Below are 16,577 nucleotides of genomic sequence, written 5' to 3' on the forward strand. Positions count from 1 at the left end.
TTTTAAGGACTGCATGAAAGTCACCAAGCTCGCCAGTACTTTATTTGTCACCTGGGCCTGCGCCGGCGTCGCGCTGGCGGCGCCCTCATCCGCACAACAGCCCGCCACGCCGACGCCCGCCTCCGCGCGGCATGTCCCTCAGGCGCCCGCCGGCCCCGTCGCCGATGCGGCCGAGGCCGCCAGTGCCGACGGCGCGCCATTGCCGCCCCCGTCCAGCGCCGCGCAGCACCTGTACGCCGCCGCCAAGAACGACATCCTGCAAGTGCGCTCGCTGCTGAAAAGCGGCCGCACGCAATCGTCGGTCGGCTCCGGCTTCCTGATCGGCACCAGCAACCTGGTGCTGACCAACTACCATGTGGTGTCGCAATTCGCGCTCGATCCCGACACCTATGTCGGCGAATGGGTCGACACCAGCGGCCAGCGCGGCAATGTGGAACTGCTGGCGGTCGATGTGCTGCACGATCTGGCCGTGCTGCGCGTCAACCGCAGCGGCACCGGCTTCTTCAAGATGCCGGACCAGCTGGCGCGCCTGACGCAAGGCCAGTATCTGTATTCGATGGGCAATCCGCTCGACCTCGGCTTTGCGATTTCCGAAGGCGCCTACAACGGCGTCATCACCCGTAGCTTCTACGACCAGCTGATGTTCACCGGTCCGATCAACTCCGGCATGAGCGGCGGCCCCAGCGTGACGGCCGATGGCTCGGTGGCCGGCGTCAACGTCTCCAAGCGCCTCGACGGCGAACTGGTCAGTTTTCTGGTGCCGGCCCGCTACGCGCAAGACCTGCTGAAGCAGGTCGAGGCCCAGCAGAAAGCACCGACCGACTTCACGGCGGTGGTCGCCGGCCAGTTGCTGGCGCACCAGTCCGCCATGGTTAACCAACTGCTGTCCAGCCCGCTCAGCCTGAAGCCGATGGGCCCGTATCAGGTGCCGGTGCGCGAATCCGAGCAGATGCGCTGCTGGGGCCGCTCCAACGTCAAGGCCGACAAACCGTTCTCGGTGGACGACGCCAGCTGCGCGATGGAAACGGCGATCTTCGTCAGCGGCTCGCTGCAGACGGGACAGATCGCCATCCGCCACCAGTTCCTGCGCAGCACCGGCCTCGACAAGGCACGCTTCGCCCAGCTGTCCAGCACCTCGTTCAAGAACGAGCACTTCGGCAGCAACCGCGACGCGCGCCTGACCGGCCCGAACTGCACCGAAAGCTTCGTCAAGAACAAAACCCTGCCGCTGCGCGCCGTGCTGTGCGTGCGCGCCTACCGCAAGTTTAACGGCCTGTACGACTTCGCGCTGCTGACCGCCAGCACCGACCAGGGCTTGATGAGCCTGCAAAGCAGGCTCGACGCGCGCGGCGTGTCCTACGACAACGGCATGCGCCTGACGCGGGTGTTCCTCGATTCGCTGGCGCTGGCGCCGGCGCCGGCGGCGAAGAAAGGCGGCGCCAAATGAAGGCCCCCTACTTCGTCGAAATCCTCGCCCGCAATGGCGATGTGCTGCACCGTCACAAAGTCGCCGCGCTACCGATCCGCATCGGCCGCAGCTACGACAACGACATCATTCTGGACGACGCCCACAGCGCCGCCAGCCACGCCATCATCGAAACGGACAGCCACAACCAGGTGGTGCTGCGCGACCTCGGCAGCAAGAACGGCATCGTCCACAAGGGCCGCAAGCAGACCAGCATATCGCTCGACGGTGAAGCCGTGGTGCGCCTCGGCCACACGCGGCTGCGGGTGCGCGGCGCCGACTTCCCGGTGGCGCCGGAAATCGCCGACACCACCATGCACGGCTGGGAAGGCACGACACCGGCCATTATCGGCCTGGTGCTGATCGCCATCTTCAGTTGCCTTGAAACCTGGTTGTCGGACGTGGAGCCGTTCGCGCTGATCCGCTACCTGCTGGTGCTGGCGTCCAGCCTGGCCGTCGGCCTGCTGTGGGCCGGCGTGTGGGCGCTGGCCAACCGCCTGTTCGGCAGCCACGCGCGCATCGGACGGCATCTGTTCATTCTCGGCAGCGCGCTGGCGGTGGTGGGCTTGTGGCGCGTCGGCAGCGCGGTGCTGGCGTATGCCTGGTCGGCCGAATCGCTGACGCGCTATGGCAATCTGGTGACGCTGGGCATCGCCTGTGCGATGATCTTCTTCCACCTGATCACCATCAAGCCGCATCATCCGCGCCGCTTCCTGATCACATCCACAGTCATGCTGCTGGCGGGCTCGGCATTGATGGTGCTGTCCAACCTGCAAACCACCGGCCGCGCGGCGGACGAGCTGTACATGTCGGTGCTGCTGCCACCGGAAGTGCGGCGCAGCGCCGACCGCAGTGTCGATCAGTTCCTGGCAGACGCCGCCAAGCTGAAGGCCGGCGCCGACGCGGCCCGCTCGCAAACCGTCAAGGACGGCGCCGACAACGACGAGGAAGAAGACGACGGCAGCGCTGAATAGTCTGCGCCGGTTACAGTCGAATACGGCGATAGGCGCCGAGGAAGACCTCGGCGTCTTGGTCCGACAGCACCTTGATGGCGTCGCCGTGCCAGACATACAGGTACTGCGGACCGCCCAGGCGGTCGGTCAGTTTGGCCTCCACCAGGAAGCAGGTGCCGACCGGGTAGACGCTGGTGTCGCGCATGCGGCGCGAGCATTGCACCGGCAGGTCGGTCGAATAGGCTTGGCCGGGCAGCGGGTAAATCGCCACCTGCCCGCCCCACGCCACCGATTGCACCGCCAACTGGCGGTACGCAGTCATATCCCGCGCCATCTTCACTCCCTAAAAGGCGTCATAGTAGCAGAGACTTAGCGCCGCGCGACACGGGTGGCGCCGACGTCCAGCCCCATCCGCTCATCGCCTTGCCACACCAGGCAGGACGCGGCCTCGTTAGCGTGGTTGAACGACCAGGCCGGCATCGGCTCGCCCCGCGGTCGCTACGGCTGGGCAATGTGCCAAAAGTCCAGGCCTTGCCATAGCTGTCCATGTTGGTCTTCATCAGCGCCTTCTCGGTGACCTTGGGGACGCCGGCAACTGGCCGCTGAGGATCTCGCCGGTATGCGGCAGCCATAACACGCGCTCCGGCAACGGCAAAGTCGGAAACAGTTTTCCGAGATGATATACGCGACACCATTCATATTCGCGTTTTTCGCGCTCCCGTTCTGGGTAAAGTGAGAATAAGTGAGTTTTGCAGAATGGCAAGATGCTATCCTAGATGCCGTCGACAGCGTTCGGCCAAACCGGACCTTGGAAAAATGGGAAAACTAAACACCGTGACGTCTTCTGAACGCATCGTTCTTGTCGTGCTGTCAATTTGCCTTGCGGTGGGCGGCAGCACGCATGTTGTCGATATCATCTTAGGAGGATTCCTTCCTTACCGTGGAGTTCCACTTCCGTTGAATGCTTTCTGGACGTCGTTGGCGCTATTTGATTTCGTCGCTGTCTTTCTTCTTTGGAAGAGCCGAAAGGCTGGATTGCAGCTAACAGTGGCAATTATGTTTGCAGACGTGATTATCAACTCTTATGCAGCCTACGTTTTGAAAGTTTTTCAAAGCTTCGCACCGCTACAGGCCCAATCGCTATTCCTTGGGTTTGTCTTGGGGGCAATTACTATCCTTTGGCCTATTAAGTCAAAATAGCCGATTTTCAGCTGTCTCATATCGGCCAGAAGCGGCCAGTCAAAAAGCGAAAGACAATTAATACATGCTGAGCCTTGAGGATAAAAAGTGGCAAGAACTCCACGGCGGCTATAGAGTTCCATATGATGTGTCGGTAGCCTTGCGGTCGATGCAAGACGGAATTGATGTATGGGATGAGCTTTGGAATGAGCTTCACCATCAAGGTGACGTCGATATGGCTTCTTACGCGGCGGTTCCTCAACTTGTGCGCATCGCAAGCTGCGGGACAGGACGCGATTGGAATTTTTACGGACTGCTGGCTACCATAGAGGTTGCGCGCCATCGCAAAGGTAATCCCGCAGTACCCGCTTGGTTGAAAGCAGATTACGATGGCGCGTGGGCGCAAGCCTCCGCCTTAGCTTTGGCTGACATCGGCTCAAAAATCGACAGCCCAACTACCAGCGCCATTCTTGGCGTACTCGCTTTGGCAAAGGGAGAACTGAAGCTCGGTGCCATGCTTTCCGGCTTAGATGAATCCGAGCTAGATGAATGGCTGGAAGAACGACTAGCTTGGTCCGAGTTGTATGAATAATTCGCCTCTCGGCCAACAGCAGCCAGTCACTTCCTTAAGCCGTTACAGTTAGCGAGTTTTCTGTGTGTCTGACGAAGCTAAACTACGGGCCTCAACCCACTGGAGATTTGTGATGAAAAATACCTCGTGCTTCGCAATGTTAGTTGGCAGTGGACTGATGTATCTTCAATCTGCAAATGCTGCGTGCAATGTGCAGTCCGTGGCAATATCAAGCGGCAAGGTTGAAGTGGCACACTATGACGTTCTGTCTCCTGAAATTCGCCGACTTACACTACCAAATGGTTTTTCTTTAGGTTTGAAAATTGAACCTGCGTCGCCAGAAAAACTTCAACAGATTGCAAAAGGAAGCGAGGGGCGAGCACCCACCGAGTGGGTAAAGATCTCTCTCTATGACCTCCGGAAAAGTCCAGCCAAGGAACTTACTTCCACTTGGGGGCCGGTAAATTCTTATCAGGGATACGGGCCTGCTGGCGGGGCAGATCGGGTGGTAGAAATCGGTGAGCCAGGGATAGATCTTAAACTTAGCAAGCCCAAATGCAGTTCCTGATTCTTTGCCCGTAATCGGCCACAAGCGGCCGGTCAGTTTCGCAAGGATTTTAAGAAAGTCTGCACATGAAAGTAATTGCTGCGATTAGCGCTTTTCTTTTCATTGCACTCGCTGCGATGTTCGGTAGCAATGCTAGTTCAGCTCAGACGGCCCTTGGCTTTCAGCGCTGTTGATTCTTGTGTTCATTGCAGGGACGTCGCTTTTGATGGATATCATTTTCGGTCGAAGTACGTTGCGCGTCACAACAATTTCTGGTGGCTTGGCGTTACTTATCATGTGGCTTTCATTTCAATATTACGCGACTGAAGAATCGTTCATTCGCTCTGCAACGGCGCTTCTGCTTATAATCCTCGCACAAGTTCCGTTGTTTTTAATCGGTGGGTTAGCCCGAGCTTGCGTAGAAACACGGATGCTACGTGAAAATTAGGTCGGCTGTTGATGGTCATAGCCAGACTCATCCGAATGGGAAACACTGCTGAAGCCGCTACAGCAGTAGAAAGGAAATTTATGAGTTTTTACGTTGAGCCAGTTTATCTTAATGAGAAAATGGTTTTGAACTGTGCTGCCTATGTATTTAAAGGCGTTTCTATGGAGTCAGAGGTTTCTGAAGGTAATATTTCAAAAAATAAAGGAAATCTCAACATCGGCTTTAAATTCTTGAATGACTTAATATCTCCCCTGTCAGCATCAGCAGAGCAGCATAAAGAAATAACTCTGGCCACGAAGACCGCAAGGCGATACACCTTAGGCGGATTACACATGTCCTTAATTGACGCGCTGAAGGATAGTGAACACCTTGTGGAACTGACCGAATTGGAAAGCTCCGATAGTCATAAGCACTATGTGGAAATGGACGTCATTCTCCGTCCAATTGACTTTTACTCAATAATTGAGGCGTTAAAAGTTGCTTCACCGTTAATCTCTCAAGTGCTTCAAAATTTTGGTGAAAAAATTAATGCACATGTTTTTAACAAGGGCATGAAGACTGATTTGGTTAAATATGAATCTTTGATAGCAAAAGTATTGTCGGAGCTTGAAAGTGATTACCTGAAATCTGGGCAGCTTGAGATGATAATGATAGACCCTGTAACGAAAATGCAACTAGGTGTTGTTGATATTGACGTCAATGACATGGAGCCACTAGCTGTCAAAGCGAAACTAACTGACGGCCGATTTAAAGTTATTGGTAGAATATCCCGTTATGTCGAAGAAGGAGAGAGCATTAGCCTTGTTCAAAGAACGGTGTTGTCGTCGGCTTTAGATATTCTAGAAAAGCTTGTGGGGCTCGGCACAGGTATTGACCAGTACAGAGAGGGAATGGGAGCGGCAAAAGTCGTTGCGCAACAGGTTTGTCAGTTGTCGATGCCAGGACCTGCAATTCGAATTATGGCTATGTCTGTATGTATATGAAGAAGATTACGTCCCGTAAAATATTTCGCAGAGAATTCGACTTCCGCTTTGGGGCGGAAGCTGCCAATCGCACCGGGCACTGAGCGCGTGGTACTCATTTACAGCAAAATCAAGCGGCGTTTTTGCAAGCGCATCGCTGGCCGGTCTGCGATGCCAAACGGTGGTGGGTTCGATGCTAAAACTCACGGCAGGACTATGGCCGCATTGCTGCACGACTATCCGGCCATCTCGCGGTACATGGCGACGACGGTGCTCGACGGCGACGCCACACTTCTCTATGCGTCAATCAGCATAGCTTTGGATAAAATAGGGCACGTCCCAAGCGAAAGACCTCTTCATGCATGACATTGCGTCCCAGTATCCCCAATCCACTTCCACCGTCATCAATCTCGAACACGGCTATTTCGGCGCGATGGCGTTGCCGGTGCAGACGGCTTTCGAGGACGCTGTCCGCCACGCGAACGCGCATCTGAGTCCTTTCGTGCGAGGGGAATTCACCGCACGGCATGTGGATATTCTGCGCACGCGTCTGGCCGAGCTGATCAATGCGGAACCACACGAGATACTGCTGACCCGCAGCGGCACCGAATCGATGCAGGTGCTGATCGGCCAGTACGTCCCGTTGCAACGCGGCGATGTGGTCTTGTGGAGCAATCTCGATTATCCGGCCATGCGTGACAGCATGGCCTGGCTGGAGCAACGACGCGGCGTCACGCCGCTGGCGCTGCGGTTTGAATTGCCGATCAGCCAGGAGCAACTGCTGGAGCAATACCAGGACGCCATCCGCAGCACACCCAAGCTGAAGCTAATGCTGTTGTCGCAGGTCTATCCATGCAACGGCCAGCAGGTGCCGGTACGCGAGATTGTCGCGTTCGCCCGCGAGCACGGCGTCGATGTGCTGGTCGACAGCGCTCACGCACTGGGCCAGTTGCCGGTGGATGTGCAGCAGATGAACGTCGACTTTGCCGGCTTCAACTTGCACAAGTGGATCGGCGGGCCGCCGGGGCTTGGCTTCGTCTTCATCCGCGCCGCGCAATTGCAAAAGATCGAGCCGCACATGGGCGACAAGGATTATCCGGTCACCGACATCCGCTGCCGGCTGCACGCGGGCATGCCACCGCTGGGCGCCATCCTGGCCACGCCGGCAGCGCTCGACTTACACGCCACCCTTGGTGGCACCGAAGCCAAGCAGGCGCGCCTCGCCGAGTTGCGGGAATACTGGATCAGCCGCGTCGCTCACCTGCCCGGCTTGCGCCTGCTGTCACCGCGCGCTGCGGAGCACGGTACGGCGCTGGCCGCCTTCACCATCGACGGCATGAGTGCACGCGCGTTGCAGCAAGCGCTGCTGCAACGCTTCAACATCTTCACGGTCGAACGCAATGTCGGCGATACCAACGTCGTCCGTGCTACGGTGGCGCTCACCACGACCACCGAAGAACTGGATCAACTGGTAACCGGGCTCACCGCATTGGCGCAGGAAGCTTACGAGGACATCAGCAAGGCGATGGATTCGGCGGCGATGCCTTCTTCGCGGCCCAGGTAGCCAAGCTTTTCGTTGGTCTTGGCTTTGACGTTGACCTGGCTGATGTCCACACCCAGATCCTCCGCGATGTTGGCGCGCATCTGCTGGATGTGCGGCGCCATCTTCGGACGCTGGGCGATGATGGTGCAGTCGATGTTGCCGATGCTGTAGCCGGTCGCCACCACGCGCTTGGCCGCCTCCTGCAGCAGCTTGCGCGAGTCGGCGCCTTTGAATTCCGGATCGGTGTCCGGAAAGTGTTTGCCGATGTCGCCCAGCGCCGCCGCGCCGAGGATGGCGTCGGTGATGGCGTGCAGCAGCACGTCGGCGTCCGAGTGGCCCAGCAGGCCGACGTGGTGCGGGATATCGACACCACCGATAATCAGCTTGCGACCTTCAACCAGCGCGTGGCAATCATAGCCCTGGCCGATGCGGAATGGGAGTTTGTTCATGCTTAGTCTTCCTTCTGTGCCAGATACATCTCGGCGATGCGGATATCGGCCGGCAGCGTTACTTTCAAATTTCTTGGATGGCCTTCGATCAGCCGTGGCGCGTAGCCGAGCATTTCGACGGCGCTGGCGTCGTCGGTGATGGCGTTGGCGTCGGGCGCGCTGCCCAGTGCCCGCAGCAGCAGCGCGTAGCTGAACATCTGCGGCGTTTGCGCCGACCACAGACCGTTGCGCGGCACGGTGGCGGCGCTGACGCTCGCGCCATCGGCACCAGGCGCGCCGCGTTTCATGGTGTCGACCACCGGTAAAGCCAACAAGCCGCCAGCCGGATCATCACCGACGCCCTCAATCAGCCGCGCGATCAGCGCCGGCGTCAGGCCCGGACGGGCGGCGTCATGCACCATCACATGGTCATGGGCGGCGAGTTGACCGGCCAGCGCGCGCAGGCCGTTCAGCACCGAATCCATGCGGGTGGCGCCGCCAACGCGCAGCACCGTCACGCCGTCCAGCTCCGACGGCAGCACGGCATCGATCACGCCGTCGTCGGGGCTGACCACGACATAAGTGTGATTCACCAGCGGCGAGGCGCGAAACGCATCCACAGCGTGACGCAGCATCGGCTTGCCGCCAACGATCAGATATTGTTTGGGGCCGTTCGCCGCCATGCGCGCGCCAACGCCGGCGGCGGGTAGCAGCGCGAAATAGCGTGGTGTCGTGTTGTCTGTCATAACTCTCTTTACTTGCGGCGGCGCGCCAGAATCTGCGCGATTTCGCCGTTACATGCCTTGCCCAAACGGGCGTATTCTTCCGGCGAGTCGATCTTCTCCTGATCGGCTTTGCCTTTTTCAAATTCGTCGCGGATGAAGTTGAACCAGGTGCTGCTGATCTCATGCTGCAACGCCGACATCGCGGTGCCGGACGGCGCATACATCGGCTGCCCGGCGAAGCGCTTGTTCAGCGCGTCGCCGACCACTTTCTGCACCCGCGCCAGATTGTCCATGTGCGCTTTCAGGTGCCGCATCTCGTGCGCCAGGATTTCCTGGTACGCGCACGTGCCGGGCGCGAATTCGTTGCCGACATAAATCCGCACCGGCGCATAGTACAACTGGATATCCACCTTGGGCGCGATGCACTCGTAGCCGCTGGCCGGGTCTTGCAGAATCGGGCCGCCCACCAAGGCCTTGTGCATGCCTTGGGTGACGGTCAGGCCCAATGTCTGCATGCCGCGGTTGCTGCTGCCGGTGCGCGTGGTAAGCGCTCGGTATGGCAGCTGGTTGTTGACGGTGTAGCCTTCCTGCTGCGCCTTCAGCACCGACACCGACTTGGTGATCGTGTCCTCACAACGGATCTGAAACGGCGTGCGCTGCGCCGCTGCCTGGGCGCCGCCAAAGGCGGCAAGCAGCATGGCGAACGCCAGCCAGTGTTTCATAGCTTCCAGTCGCCCGCGCGCAGCTTGTCCAGCCAGAAAATGCCGATGACGGTTTTAACATCGGTAATCTTGCCCTCGCGGACCCACTGCAACAGCTCGTCGATGGTGGCGGTGAAGGTTTCCAGGAACTCGCCTTCGTCCAGCTTCTGCGCGCCGGCTTTGAGGCCGCGTGCCAGATACAGGTCCAGATGTTCGTCCGAGTAGGCGATGGCGTTATGGATCTTGGTGACGAACTGCCATGCGCCGCCGCTGTAGCCGGTTTCTTCTTCCAGCTCGCGCTTGGCGGCGACCAGCGGGTCTTCGCCCGGATCGATTTTCCCTGCGGGGAATTCAATGAACACGTCGCGCAAGGGATAGCGGTACTGGCGCTCCATCAGCACCGTGCCGTCGTCCAGCAGCGGCAGTATCACCACCGCGCCGGGATGCAGGATGTATTCGCGCTTGGTGCGGTTGCCGTTGGGGAGTTGTATGGTGTCGCGCTGGACTTTGAGGAAGTGGCCGTCATAGGCCAGTTCGCCGTCCACATGCGTTTCTTTGAGGTTGTCCATCCCTGCTCCACGATCGTATGAGAACGATAGTGTATCAGCCGTGACGCTTGCGCAGGTAGCGGACGATGAATCCCGGAAAACCGAGAACGATGAACAGGCAGGCGGAGATCGCGTAGAACTCCCAGGTCTGCGGGAACCGGGCCCCGATCTGGGTCTCCAGCGCGAATCCCACCGCGCCAACGACAAAGTACAGCACCGTCATTTCCAGCAGGCGCACAAACAGCGGTTTGCCCTGCCATTTGGTGCCGACGACGGCGAACACTTTGTCGTTGAAGAACGGCAGGTTGGCCGCCGCGAGTGCCATCGCGATGACCAGCCAGCCGGCGGTGGAGGTATCCATCAGGCAGCCAGCGTGGCTTTGATGGCTTTGAGCGACACGTCCAGCAGCGGGCCAGGCAAAATACCCAGCGCCACGATCGCCAGACCGTTCAGGCTCAGCACCAGTTTCATGTCGGCCGGCGCGGCCAGCGGCGCGTTGTCGACCGGCTCATCGAACCAGATATGCTTGATCACGCGCAGGTAGTAGAACGCGCCGATCAGCGAGAACATCACGGCCAACACGGTCAGCCAGATCTGGCCGGTGGCCAGCACCGAGTTCAGCACGGCGAACTTGGCGGCGAAGCCCATCATCGGCGGCACGCCAGCCAGCGAGAACAGCAGGATGGTCATCACGGTGGCGAACCAGCCGCTGCGCTTGCTCAGGCCTTTGAAGTCGGCGATGTTGTCGGCGTCGAAGCCGGCGCGCGACAGCAGCATCAGCGTGCCGAAGGTGCCGACGGTGGTCAGCACATAGGTCAGCACGTAGTACATGGCCGAGCTGTAGGCGGCGTCCATGCCGGTGCGGTTGGTGGTGCCGGCCACGCCAGCCAGCAGGCCCAGCAACACGAAGCCGATCTGTGCAATGGTCGAGTACGCCAACATACGCTTGATGTTGGTTTGCGCGATCGCGGTGACGTTACCCACCACCAGCGACATCACGGCCAGCACCATCAGCATTTGCTGCCAGTCGAACGCCATCGGCAGCAAACCTTCCACCAGCAGGCGGATGCAGATCGCGAAAGTGGCGATCTTCGGCGCGCCGCCCAGCAGCAGGGTCACGGCGGTTGGGGCGCCATCGTAGACGTCCGGCACCCACATGTGGAACGGCACGGCGCCCAGTTTGAAGGCCAGGCCGGCAACCAGGAACACCAGGCCGAACACCAGGATGGTCGGCTTGATGGTGCCGGCGGCAACCGCGGTGGCGATTTCACGGATGTCCAGCGTACCGGTCGCGCCGTACAGCATCGACATGCCGTACAGCAGGAAACCCGACGCCAGCGCGCCCAGCACGAAGTACTTCATCGCCGCTTCGGTCGCGCGCACGTTGTCGCGGCGCATGGCCACCAGCGCGTACAGCGACAGCGACATCAGTTCCACGCCGAGGTAGATCGACAGCAGGCTGGAGGCCGAGATCATGATCATCTGGCCCAGCATGGCGAACAGCGCCAGCACGTAGAACTCGCCGCCCAGGTTGCCGCTCAGCATGTCGCGGTCGGCCGCATACTGGCGCGAGTAGACCAGCGTCATGCCCACGGTCAGGTAGGTGAACAGTTTCAGCAGGTTGGCCATCGGGTCCGCGACGAACATGCCGTGGAAGGTGTAGGCCGTGGTGCCGGCGGCGAAGTCGGCATAGCTGATGCCGGCCAGTACCACCAACATCAGCAGGGACAACACGTAAGTGATCGAACGCTGCGCCTTGGACAGGAACATGTCGATCAACAGGATGGCCGAGGCGCCGATCAGCAACGCGATCTCGGCATGGGCCGGGACCAGGTTCATGACCTCTTGAGGAATAGGTGTAGTCATTTATGTCGTTCCGTTTCTTCTTAAGGCAGCTTGCTGTGCGCTACGTGGGCCAGCAGGTCAGCGACCGAGGTTTGCATCGTGTCGGTGAAGGGTGCTGGATACAAGCCCATGTACAGCGTGGCCACCGCCAGAATGCCCAGCATGAAGAACTCGCGGCCGTTCAGGTCGACCAGTTCCGCCACGTGGTGGTTGGTCACCTTGCCGAAGATGACGCGCTTGGCCATCCACAGCGAGTACGCTGCGCCGAAGATCAGTGCCGTTGCCGCCAGCAGACCGATCCAGAAGTTGTACTGGGTCGCGCCGAGGATCACCATGAACTCGCCAACGAAACCGGAGGTCGCTGGCAGGCCGCAGTTGGCCATCGAGAACAGAATGAAGAAGGCGGCGAACTTCGGCATCTTGTTGACCACGCCACCGTAGTCGGCGATCTGGCGCGAGTGCGCCTGATCGTACAGCACGCCGATGCACAGGAACATCGCGCCCGACACGAAGCCGTGCGAGATCATTTGCATCAAAGCGCCCTGCACCGCCATGTCGTTGAACATGAAGAAGCCCAGCGTGACGAAGCCCATGTGCGCGATCGACGAGTAGGCGACCAGCTTTTTCATGTCTTTCTGTACCAGCGCCACCAGACCGATGTAGATCACGGCGATCAACGACAGCGTGATCACAAAGCCCGACAGATAGTGCGAGGCGTCCGGGGTGATCGGCAGCGAGAAACGGATGAAGCCATAGGCGCCCAGTTTCAGCATGATCGCGGCCAGCACGGCGGAACCGCCGGTTGGCGCTTCCACGTGGACGTCCGGCAGCCAGGTGTGGACCGGGAACATCGGCACTTTCACGGCGAACGCCATGAAGAAGGCCAGGAAGATCAGCACCTGCTCGGTCATCGTCAACGGCGTTTTGTGCCACATCAGGATGTCCCAGCTACCGGTGACGTTGTACAGGTAGACGATGGCGACCAGCGTCAGCAGTGAGCCGAAGAAGGTGTACAGGAAGAACTTGAACGACGCGTACACGCGGTTGTCGCCGCCCCAGATACCGATGATGATGTACATCGGGATCAGCGTCGCTTCAAAGAAGAAGTAGAACAGCAGGCCGTCCATCGCGGTGAACACGCCGATCATCAGGCCGGACAGGATCAGGAACGCGCCCATGTACTGGGCGACGCGTTTCTGGATCACTTGCCAGGCCGAGATCACCACGATGATGGTGATGAAGGCGGTCAGCGGCACGAACCACAGCGACAGGCCGTCGATACCCAGCGAGTACCAGATATTGAAGCGCTCGATCCACGGCGCCTTCTCGACGAACTGCATGCCGTGGGCGGCGTTGTTGAAGTGGGTGATCAGCGGGATCGTCGCGGCGAAGCTGACAACCGCGCCGATCAGCGTCAGCACGCGGGTGAACGGCGCGTTGCTGTCACGCCCTACCGCCAGCACGATCAGGCCGAAAATAATCGGAAGCCAGATCGACAGGCTCAGGTACGGAGGTAATGAAGATAGTGTTGACATCATGGTTATCGTTATCTCTTTGCGTATCAGCTAATTAAGCGTGCCAAAACGGCAGGAAGTAGACCAGGAACCCCAGAATGCCGAGGATCATCACGAAGGCATAGTGGTAGATATAACCCGTCTGCGCCAGGCGGGTGATCGAGGAGAACCAGCCGACCAGCTTGGCGCTGCCGTTGACCAGCAGACCGTCGATCAGTTTCTTGTCGCCGAAGTTCCACAGGCCCTCACCCAGCAAGCGCGCGCCACCGGCGAACACGGTCTGGTTGAATTTGTCCATGTAGTACTTGTTGTCCAGCAGCGTGTGCACTGCCTTGAACTGGGCGAAGAACCAGGCCGGTACGCGCGGGTTGATCATGTAGCAGTAGTACGCCGAAGCGACACCCGCGATGGCCAGCCACAGCGGCAGCGTGGTCAGCGAATGGATCGCCATGCCGACGGCGCCGTGGAACTCTTCGCCCAGTTTTTCCATCGCGTGATGGTTTTCACCGATGAAGATGACGTCCTTGAAGAAGTCGCCATGCAGCATCGGCTGGATGGTGAAGAAGCCGATCAGCACCGACGGGATGGCCAGGGCCACCAGCGGGAACCAGACCACGAATGGCGATTCGTGCGGTTTCTGGCCAGGCGCCAAACCGTGGTGCGCGTGGTCGTCATGATCGTCGTCATGATCGTCGTCATGACCGTGGTCATCGTGCGCGTGGTCGTCATGCGCGCCATGTGCGGCGGCGGGAGCATGATGGTCGTCATGGCCGTGCGCCTGACCGAAGCGCTCTTTACCGTGGAACACCAGGAAGTACATGCGGAACGAGTAGAACGCGGTCACGAACACGCCAGCCAGCACGGCGAAGTTGGCGAAACCGGCGCCCCAGATATGGGTCTCGTGCACGGCTTCGATGATCGAGTCTTTCGAGTAGAAGCCCGAGAAGAACGGCGTACCGATCAGCGCCAGCGAACCCAGCAACGAAGTGATCCAGGTGATCGGCATGTATTTGCGCAGACCGCCCATGTTGCGGATGTCCTGGTCGTGGTGCATGCCGATGATGACCGAACCGGCGCCCAGGAACAGCAGTGCCTTGAAGAACGCGTGGGTCATCAGGTGGAACACCGCGACCGAGTACGCCGACGAACCCAGCGCCACGGTCATGTAGCCCAGCTGCGACAGCGTCGAGTAAGCGACCACACGTTTGATGTCGTTCTGGATGATGCCCAGGAAGCCCATGAACAGCGCGGTAATCGAACCGATCACCAGGATGAAGCTCAGCGCGGTGTCCGACAATTCGAACAGCGGCGACATGCGCGACACCATGAAGATGCCGGCGGTAACCATGGTCGCCGCGTGGATCAGTGCGGAAATCGGGGTCGGACCTTCCATCGAGTCCGGCAGCCAGACGTGCAGCGGGAACTGCGCCGACTTGCCCATCGCGCCGATGAACAGGCAGATGCAGGCCACGGTCAGCAGCGCCCAGTCGGTGCCCGGCAGGGTCAGCAGGGACAGCGCCTCGCGCTTGGCGAATACTTCCTGATAGTTCATCGAACCGGCGTAAGCCAGCAGCAGGCCAATGCCCAGGATGAAGCCGAAGTCACCCACGCGGTTGACCAGGAAGGCCTTCATGTTGGCGAAGATGGCGGTCGGACGGGTGTACCAGAAGCCGATCAGCAGGTAGGACACCAGGCCCACGGCTTCCCAGCCGAAGAACAGTTGCAGGAAGTTGTTGGCCATCACCAGCATCAGCATGGAGAAGGTGAACAGCGAAATGTACGAGAAGAAGCGGTTGTAGCCCTCGTCTTCCGCCATGTAGCCGATGGTGTAGATGTGCACCATCAGCGACACGAACGTCACCACGCACATCATCATCGCCGACAGCGAATCGATCTGGAAGCCGACCTCCAGCTTCATGCCGGCCACCGTCATCCAGGTGTAGATGGTTTCGTTGAAGCGCGCGCCGTCGAGCACGGCATTCAGCGTCATCGCCGAAATGATGAATGCCACCAGCACGCCCAGGATGGTCGCCGCGGTCACGGTCTTGCGACCGACCACGTTGCCGAAGAATTTAGTTCCCAGCAAGCCGGCCACCGCCGCCCCCGCGAGGGGCGCCAGTGGAACAGCTAGCAAGAGATTAGCGTTAAGTGTACCCGCCATGATGAACCTTAATCGTTATTTTTCGGAGGTTAAAACTTAGCCCTTCAGGCTATCCAGGTCTTCTACGTTGATGGTGTCCAGATTACGGAACAGCACCACCAGGATCGCCAGGCCGATCGCCGATTCGGCGGCGGCAACGGTCAGGATAAAGAAGACAAAGATTTGGCCTGCCGCATCACCGAGGTAATGCGAGAACGCGATGAAGTTCATGTTCACTGCCAGCAGCATCAGTTCGATGGCCATCAGAATAACAATGACGTTCTTGCGGTTCAGGAAAATACCGACGATCGAGATCGCGAACAGGATCGCGCCCAGAACCAGGTAGTGAGCCAGGGATAAAGTCATGGTGCCTCCTTAACTTCAGCATTCGAGTCAGCCGCGCCTGCTACGCGCGTGGTCACCGGATCGATCTTGACGATCTTCAGGCGGTCATTACGCTTGACGCGGACGGCGTCGGCCGGGTCGAAGAATTTGGTGTCTTTGCGCTTGCGCAGCGTCAGCGCCACGGCGGCGATGATCGCCACCAGCAGCACCACGGCGGCAATTTCAAAGCCATAGATGTATTTGGTGTAGATCAGCATGCCCAGTTCCTTGGTGCCGCCGATGTTGCCTGGATTGGCCACTTGCTGATCGAAGGTCAGGAACGAGCGCCACAGCACGGCGGCCATTTCCAGCACGATGATCACGCCGACGAACGACGCCACCGGCAGGTAGCCCCAGAAGTTGGCGCGCAGCTTTTCGGTGTCGATGTCGAGCATCATGACCACGAACAGGAACAGCACCATCACGGCGCCAACGTAGACCAGCACCAGCACGATGGCCAGGAACTCGGCTTCGAGCAGCATCCAGATGCCGGCGGCGTTGAAGAACGCCAGCACCAGGAACAGTGCCGCGTGCACCGGATTGCGGGCCGTGATAACGCGCAGCGAGGCCAATATCATGATGGCCGCGAAGACGTAGAACAAAGCAGTTTTAAATTCCATAACT

The 16,577-nt window shown here is 59.3% G+C and carries 18 protein-coding genes; 7 read left to right on the plus strand and 11 right to left on the minus strand.

Annotated elements, in window-relative coordinates; translation table 11 throughout:
• The first annotated feature begins 13 nt into the window (after positions 1–13).
• Positions 14–1,447 (plus strand): trypsin-like peptidase domain-containing protein, encoded by a 1,434-nt coding sequence (locus tag GTP44_RS06195; protein ID WP_161018739.1) that lies wholly within the window; start codon positions 14–16, stop codon positions 1,445–1,447.
• Positions 1,444–2,439: an FHA domain-containing protein gene (locus tag GTP44_RS06200; RefSeq protein ID WP_161018740.1), complete on the plus strand. Its 996-nt coding sequence runs from the start codon at positions 1,444–1,446 to the stop codon at positions 2,437–2,439. The genes GTP44_RS06195 and GTP44_RS06200 overlap by 4 nt, the downstream gene beginning before the upstream one ends.
• Positions 2,440–2,449: 10 nt before the next feature.
• Here GTP44_RS06200 and GTP44_RS06205 read toward each other — a convergent pair whose 3' ends face one another.
• Positions 2,450–2,740 (minus strand): hypothetical protein, encoded by a 291-nt coding sequence (locus GTP44_RS06205; RefSeq protein WP_229256574.1) that lies wholly within the window; start codon positions 2,738–2,740, stop codon positions 2,450–2,452.
• Positions 2,741–3,252: 512 nt separating this feature from the next.
• On the opposite strand from GTP44_RS06205, the gene GTP44_RS06210 reads away from it, so the two are divergent.
• From GTP44_RS06210 to GTP44_RS06230, 5 genes are all read left to right on the plus strand, one after another.
• On the plus strand, positions 3,253–3,618 hold the full coding sequence (locus tag GTP44_RS06210) for a hypothetical protein (RefSeq protein ID WP_202424000.1): 366 nt from the start codon (positions 3,253–3,255) through the stop codon (positions 3,616–3,618).
• A 64-nt stretch (positions 3,619–3,682) separates the two neighbouring features.
• Positions 3,683–4,189, plus strand: coding sequence for a hypothetical protein (locus GTP44_RS06215; RefSeq protein ID WP_161018741.1), 507 nt, complete (start codon positions 3,683–3,685; stop codon positions 4,187–4,189).
• A 112-nt stretch (positions 4,190–4,301) separates the two neighbouring features.
• The gene (locus tag GTP44_RS06220; protein ID WP_161018742.1) at positions 4,302–4,736 is read left to right on the plus strand and encodes a hypothetical protein; all 435 of its coding nucleotides are present in this window, start codon (positions 4,302–4,304) and stop codon (positions 4,734–4,736) included.
• A 507-nt stretch (positions 4,737–5,243) separates the two neighbouring features.
• Positions 5,244–6,146, plus strand: coding sequence for a DUF6414 family protein (locus GTP44_RS06225; protein ID WP_161018743.1), 903 nt, complete (start codon positions 5,244–5,246; stop codon positions 6,144–6,146).
• 337 nt (positions 6,147–6,483) lie between these two features.
• On the plus strand, positions 6,484–7,689 hold the full coding sequence (locus GTP44_RS06230) for an aminotransferase class V-fold PLP-dependent enzyme (RefSeq protein WP_161018744.1): 1,206 nt from the start codon (positions 6,484–6,486) through the stop codon (positions 7,687–7,689).
• On the opposite strand, the gene ispF is transcribed toward GTP44_RS06230, so the two are convergent.
• Genes ispF through GTP44_RS06280 form a run of 10 tightly spaced genes read right to left on the minus strand, consistent with a single transcriptional unit; the run spans position 7,629 to position 16,573 of the window.
• A complete protein-coding gene (ispF, locus tag GTP44_RS06235) occupies positions 7,629–8,117 on the minus strand; it encodes a 2-C-methyl-D-erythritol 2,4-cyclodiphosphate synthase (RefSeq protein WP_161018745.1) in 489 nt (162 codons plus the stop codon). The genes GTP44_RS06230 and ispF overlap by 61 nt on opposite strands.
• 2 nt (positions 8,118–8,119) lie before the next feature.
• The gene (ispD, locus tag GTP44_RS06240; RefSeq protein ID WP_161018746.1) at positions 8,120–8,842 is read right to left on the minus strand and encodes a 2-C-methyl-D-erythritol 4-phosphate cytidylyltransferase; all 723 of its coding nucleotides are present in this window, start codon (positions 8,840–8,842) and stop codon (positions 8,120–8,122) included.
• An 8-nt stretch (positions 8,843–8,850) separates the two neighbouring features.
• On the minus strand, positions 8,851–9,543 hold the full coding sequence (locus tag GTP44_RS06245; RefSeq protein ID WP_161018747.1) for a hypothetical protein: 693 nt from the start codon (positions 9,541–9,543) through the stop codon (positions 8,851–8,853).
• On the minus strand, positions 9,540–10,091 hold the full coding sequence (locus GTP44_RS06250; protein WP_161018748.1) for an NUDIX domain-containing protein: 552 nt from the start codon (positions 10,089–10,091) through the stop codon (positions 9,540–9,542). The genes GTP44_RS06245 and GTP44_RS06250 overlap by 4 nt, the downstream gene beginning before the upstream one ends.
• A gap of 34 nt (positions 10,092–10,125) precedes the next feature.
• Positions 10,126–10,431 (minus strand): DUF2818 family protein, encoded by a 306-nt coding sequence (locus tag GTP44_RS06255; RefSeq protein ID WP_160991422.1) that lies wholly within the window; start codon positions 10,429–10,431, stop codon positions 10,126–10,128.
• On the minus strand, positions 10,431–11,909 hold the full coding sequence (nuoN, locus tag GTP44_RS06260) for an NADH-quinone oxidoreductase subunit NuoN (RefSeq protein WP_229256802.1): 1,479 nt from the start codon (positions 11,907–11,909) through the stop codon (positions 10,431–10,433). The genes GTP44_RS06255 and nuoN overlap by 1 nt, the downstream gene beginning before the upstream one ends.
• A 47-nt stretch (positions 11,910–11,956) precedes the next feature.
• Positions 11,957–13,453 carry an NADH-quinone oxidoreductase subunit M gene (locus tag GTP44_RS06265; protein ID WP_161018750.1) on the minus strand — a complete coding sequence of 499 codons (1,497 nt, stop codon included), beginning with the start codon at positions 13,451–13,453 and terminating at the stop codon, positions 11,957–11,959.
• Between the two features lie 31 nt (positions 13,454–13,484).
• Positions 13,485–15,590: an NADH-quinone oxidoreductase subunit L gene (gene nuoL, locus GTP44_RS06270; RefSeq protein WP_161018751.1), complete on the minus strand. Its 2,106-nt coding sequence runs from the start codon at positions 15,588–15,590 to the stop codon at positions 13,485–13,487.
• Between the two features lie 36 nt (positions 15,591–15,626).
• Positions 15,627–15,935 (minus strand): NADH-quinone oxidoreductase subunit NuoK, encoded by a 309-nt coding sequence (gene nuoK, locus GTP44_RS06275; RefSeq protein WP_090177157.1) that lies wholly within the window; start codon positions 15,933–15,935, stop codon positions 15,627–15,629.
• Entirely contained in the window at positions 15,932–16,573 is a 642-nt protein-coding gene (locus GTP44_RS06280) for an NADH-quinone oxidoreductase subunit J (RefSeq protein WP_160991426.1), read from the minus strand. Before GTP44_RS06280 ends, nuoK begins: the two co-directional genes overlap by 4 nt.
• Between the last annotated feature and the right edge of the window lie 4 nt (positions 16,574–16,577).

It is taken from the genome of Duganella lactea (assembly GCF_009857505.1).
Taxonomy (GTDB): Bacteria; Pseudomonadota; Gammaproteobacteria; order Burkholderiales; family Burkholderiaceae_D; genus Rugamonas; species Rugamonas lactea.

Coding starts and splice junctions, on each gene's coding strand:
- GTP44_RS06195 (WP_161018739.1), top strand. CDS start 14: ATGAAAGTCACCAAGCTCGCCAGTACTTTATTTGTCACCTGGGCCTGC.
- GTP44_RS06200 (WP_161018740.1), top strand. CDS start 1,444: ATGAAGGCCCCCTACTTCGTCGAAATCCTCGCCCGCAATGGCGATGTG.
- GTP44_RS06205 (WP_229256574.1), bottom strand. CDS start 2,740: ATGACTGCGTACCGCCAGTTGGCGGTGCAATCGGTGGCGTGGGGCGGG.
- GTP44_RS06215 (WP_161018741.1), top strand. CDS start 3,683: ATGCTGAGCCTTGAGGATAAAAAGTGGCAAGAACTCCACGGCGGCTAT.
- GTP44_RS06220 (WP_161018742.1), top strand. CDS start 4,302: ATGAAAAATACCTCGTGCTTCGCAATGTTAGTTGGCAGTGGACTGATG.
- GTP44_RS06225 (WP_161018743.1), top strand. CDS start 5,244: ATGAGTTTTTACGTTGAGCCAGTTTATCTTAATGAGAAAATGGTTTTG.
- GTP44_RS06230 (WP_161018744.1), top strand. CDS start 6,484: ATGCATGACATTGCGTCCCAGTATCCCCAATCCACTTCCACCGTCATC.
- ispF (WP_161018745.1), bottom strand. CDS start 8,117: ATGAACAAACTCCCATTCCGCATCGGCCAGGGCTATGATTGCCACGCG.
- ispD (WP_161018746.1), bottom strand. CDS start 8,842: ATGACAGACAACACGACACCACGCTATTTCGCGCTGCTACCCGCCGCC.
- GTP44_RS06245 (WP_161018747.1), bottom strand. CDS start 9,543: ATGAAACACTGGCTGGCGTTCGCCATGCTGCTTGCCGCCTTTGGCGGC.
- GTP44_RS06250 (WP_161018748.1), bottom strand. CDS start 10,091: ATGGACAACCTCAAAGAAACGCATGTGGACGGCGAACTGGCCTATGAC.
- GTP44_RS06255 (WP_160991422.1), bottom strand. CDS start 10,431: ATGGATACCTCCACCGCCGGCTGGCTGGTCATCGCGATGGCACTCGCG.
- nuoN (WP_229256802.1), bottom strand. CDS start 11,909: ATGAACCTGGTCCCGGCCCATGCCGAGATCGCGTTGCTGATCGGCGCC.
- GTP44_RS06265 (WP_161018750.1), bottom strand. CDS start 13,453: ATGATGTCAACACTATCTTCATTACCTCCGTACCTGAGCCTGTCGATC.
- nuoL (WP_161018751.1), bottom strand. CDS start 15,590: ATGGCGGGTACACTTAACGCTAATCTCTTGCTAGCTGTTCCACTGGCG.
- nuoK (WP_090177157.1), bottom strand. CDS start 15,935: ATGACTTTATCCCTGGCTCACTACCTGGTTCTGGGCGCGATCCTGTTC.
- GTP44_RS06280 (WP_160991426.1), bottom strand. CDS start 16,573: ATGGAATTTAAAACTGCTTTGTTCTACGTCTTCGCGGCCATCATGATA.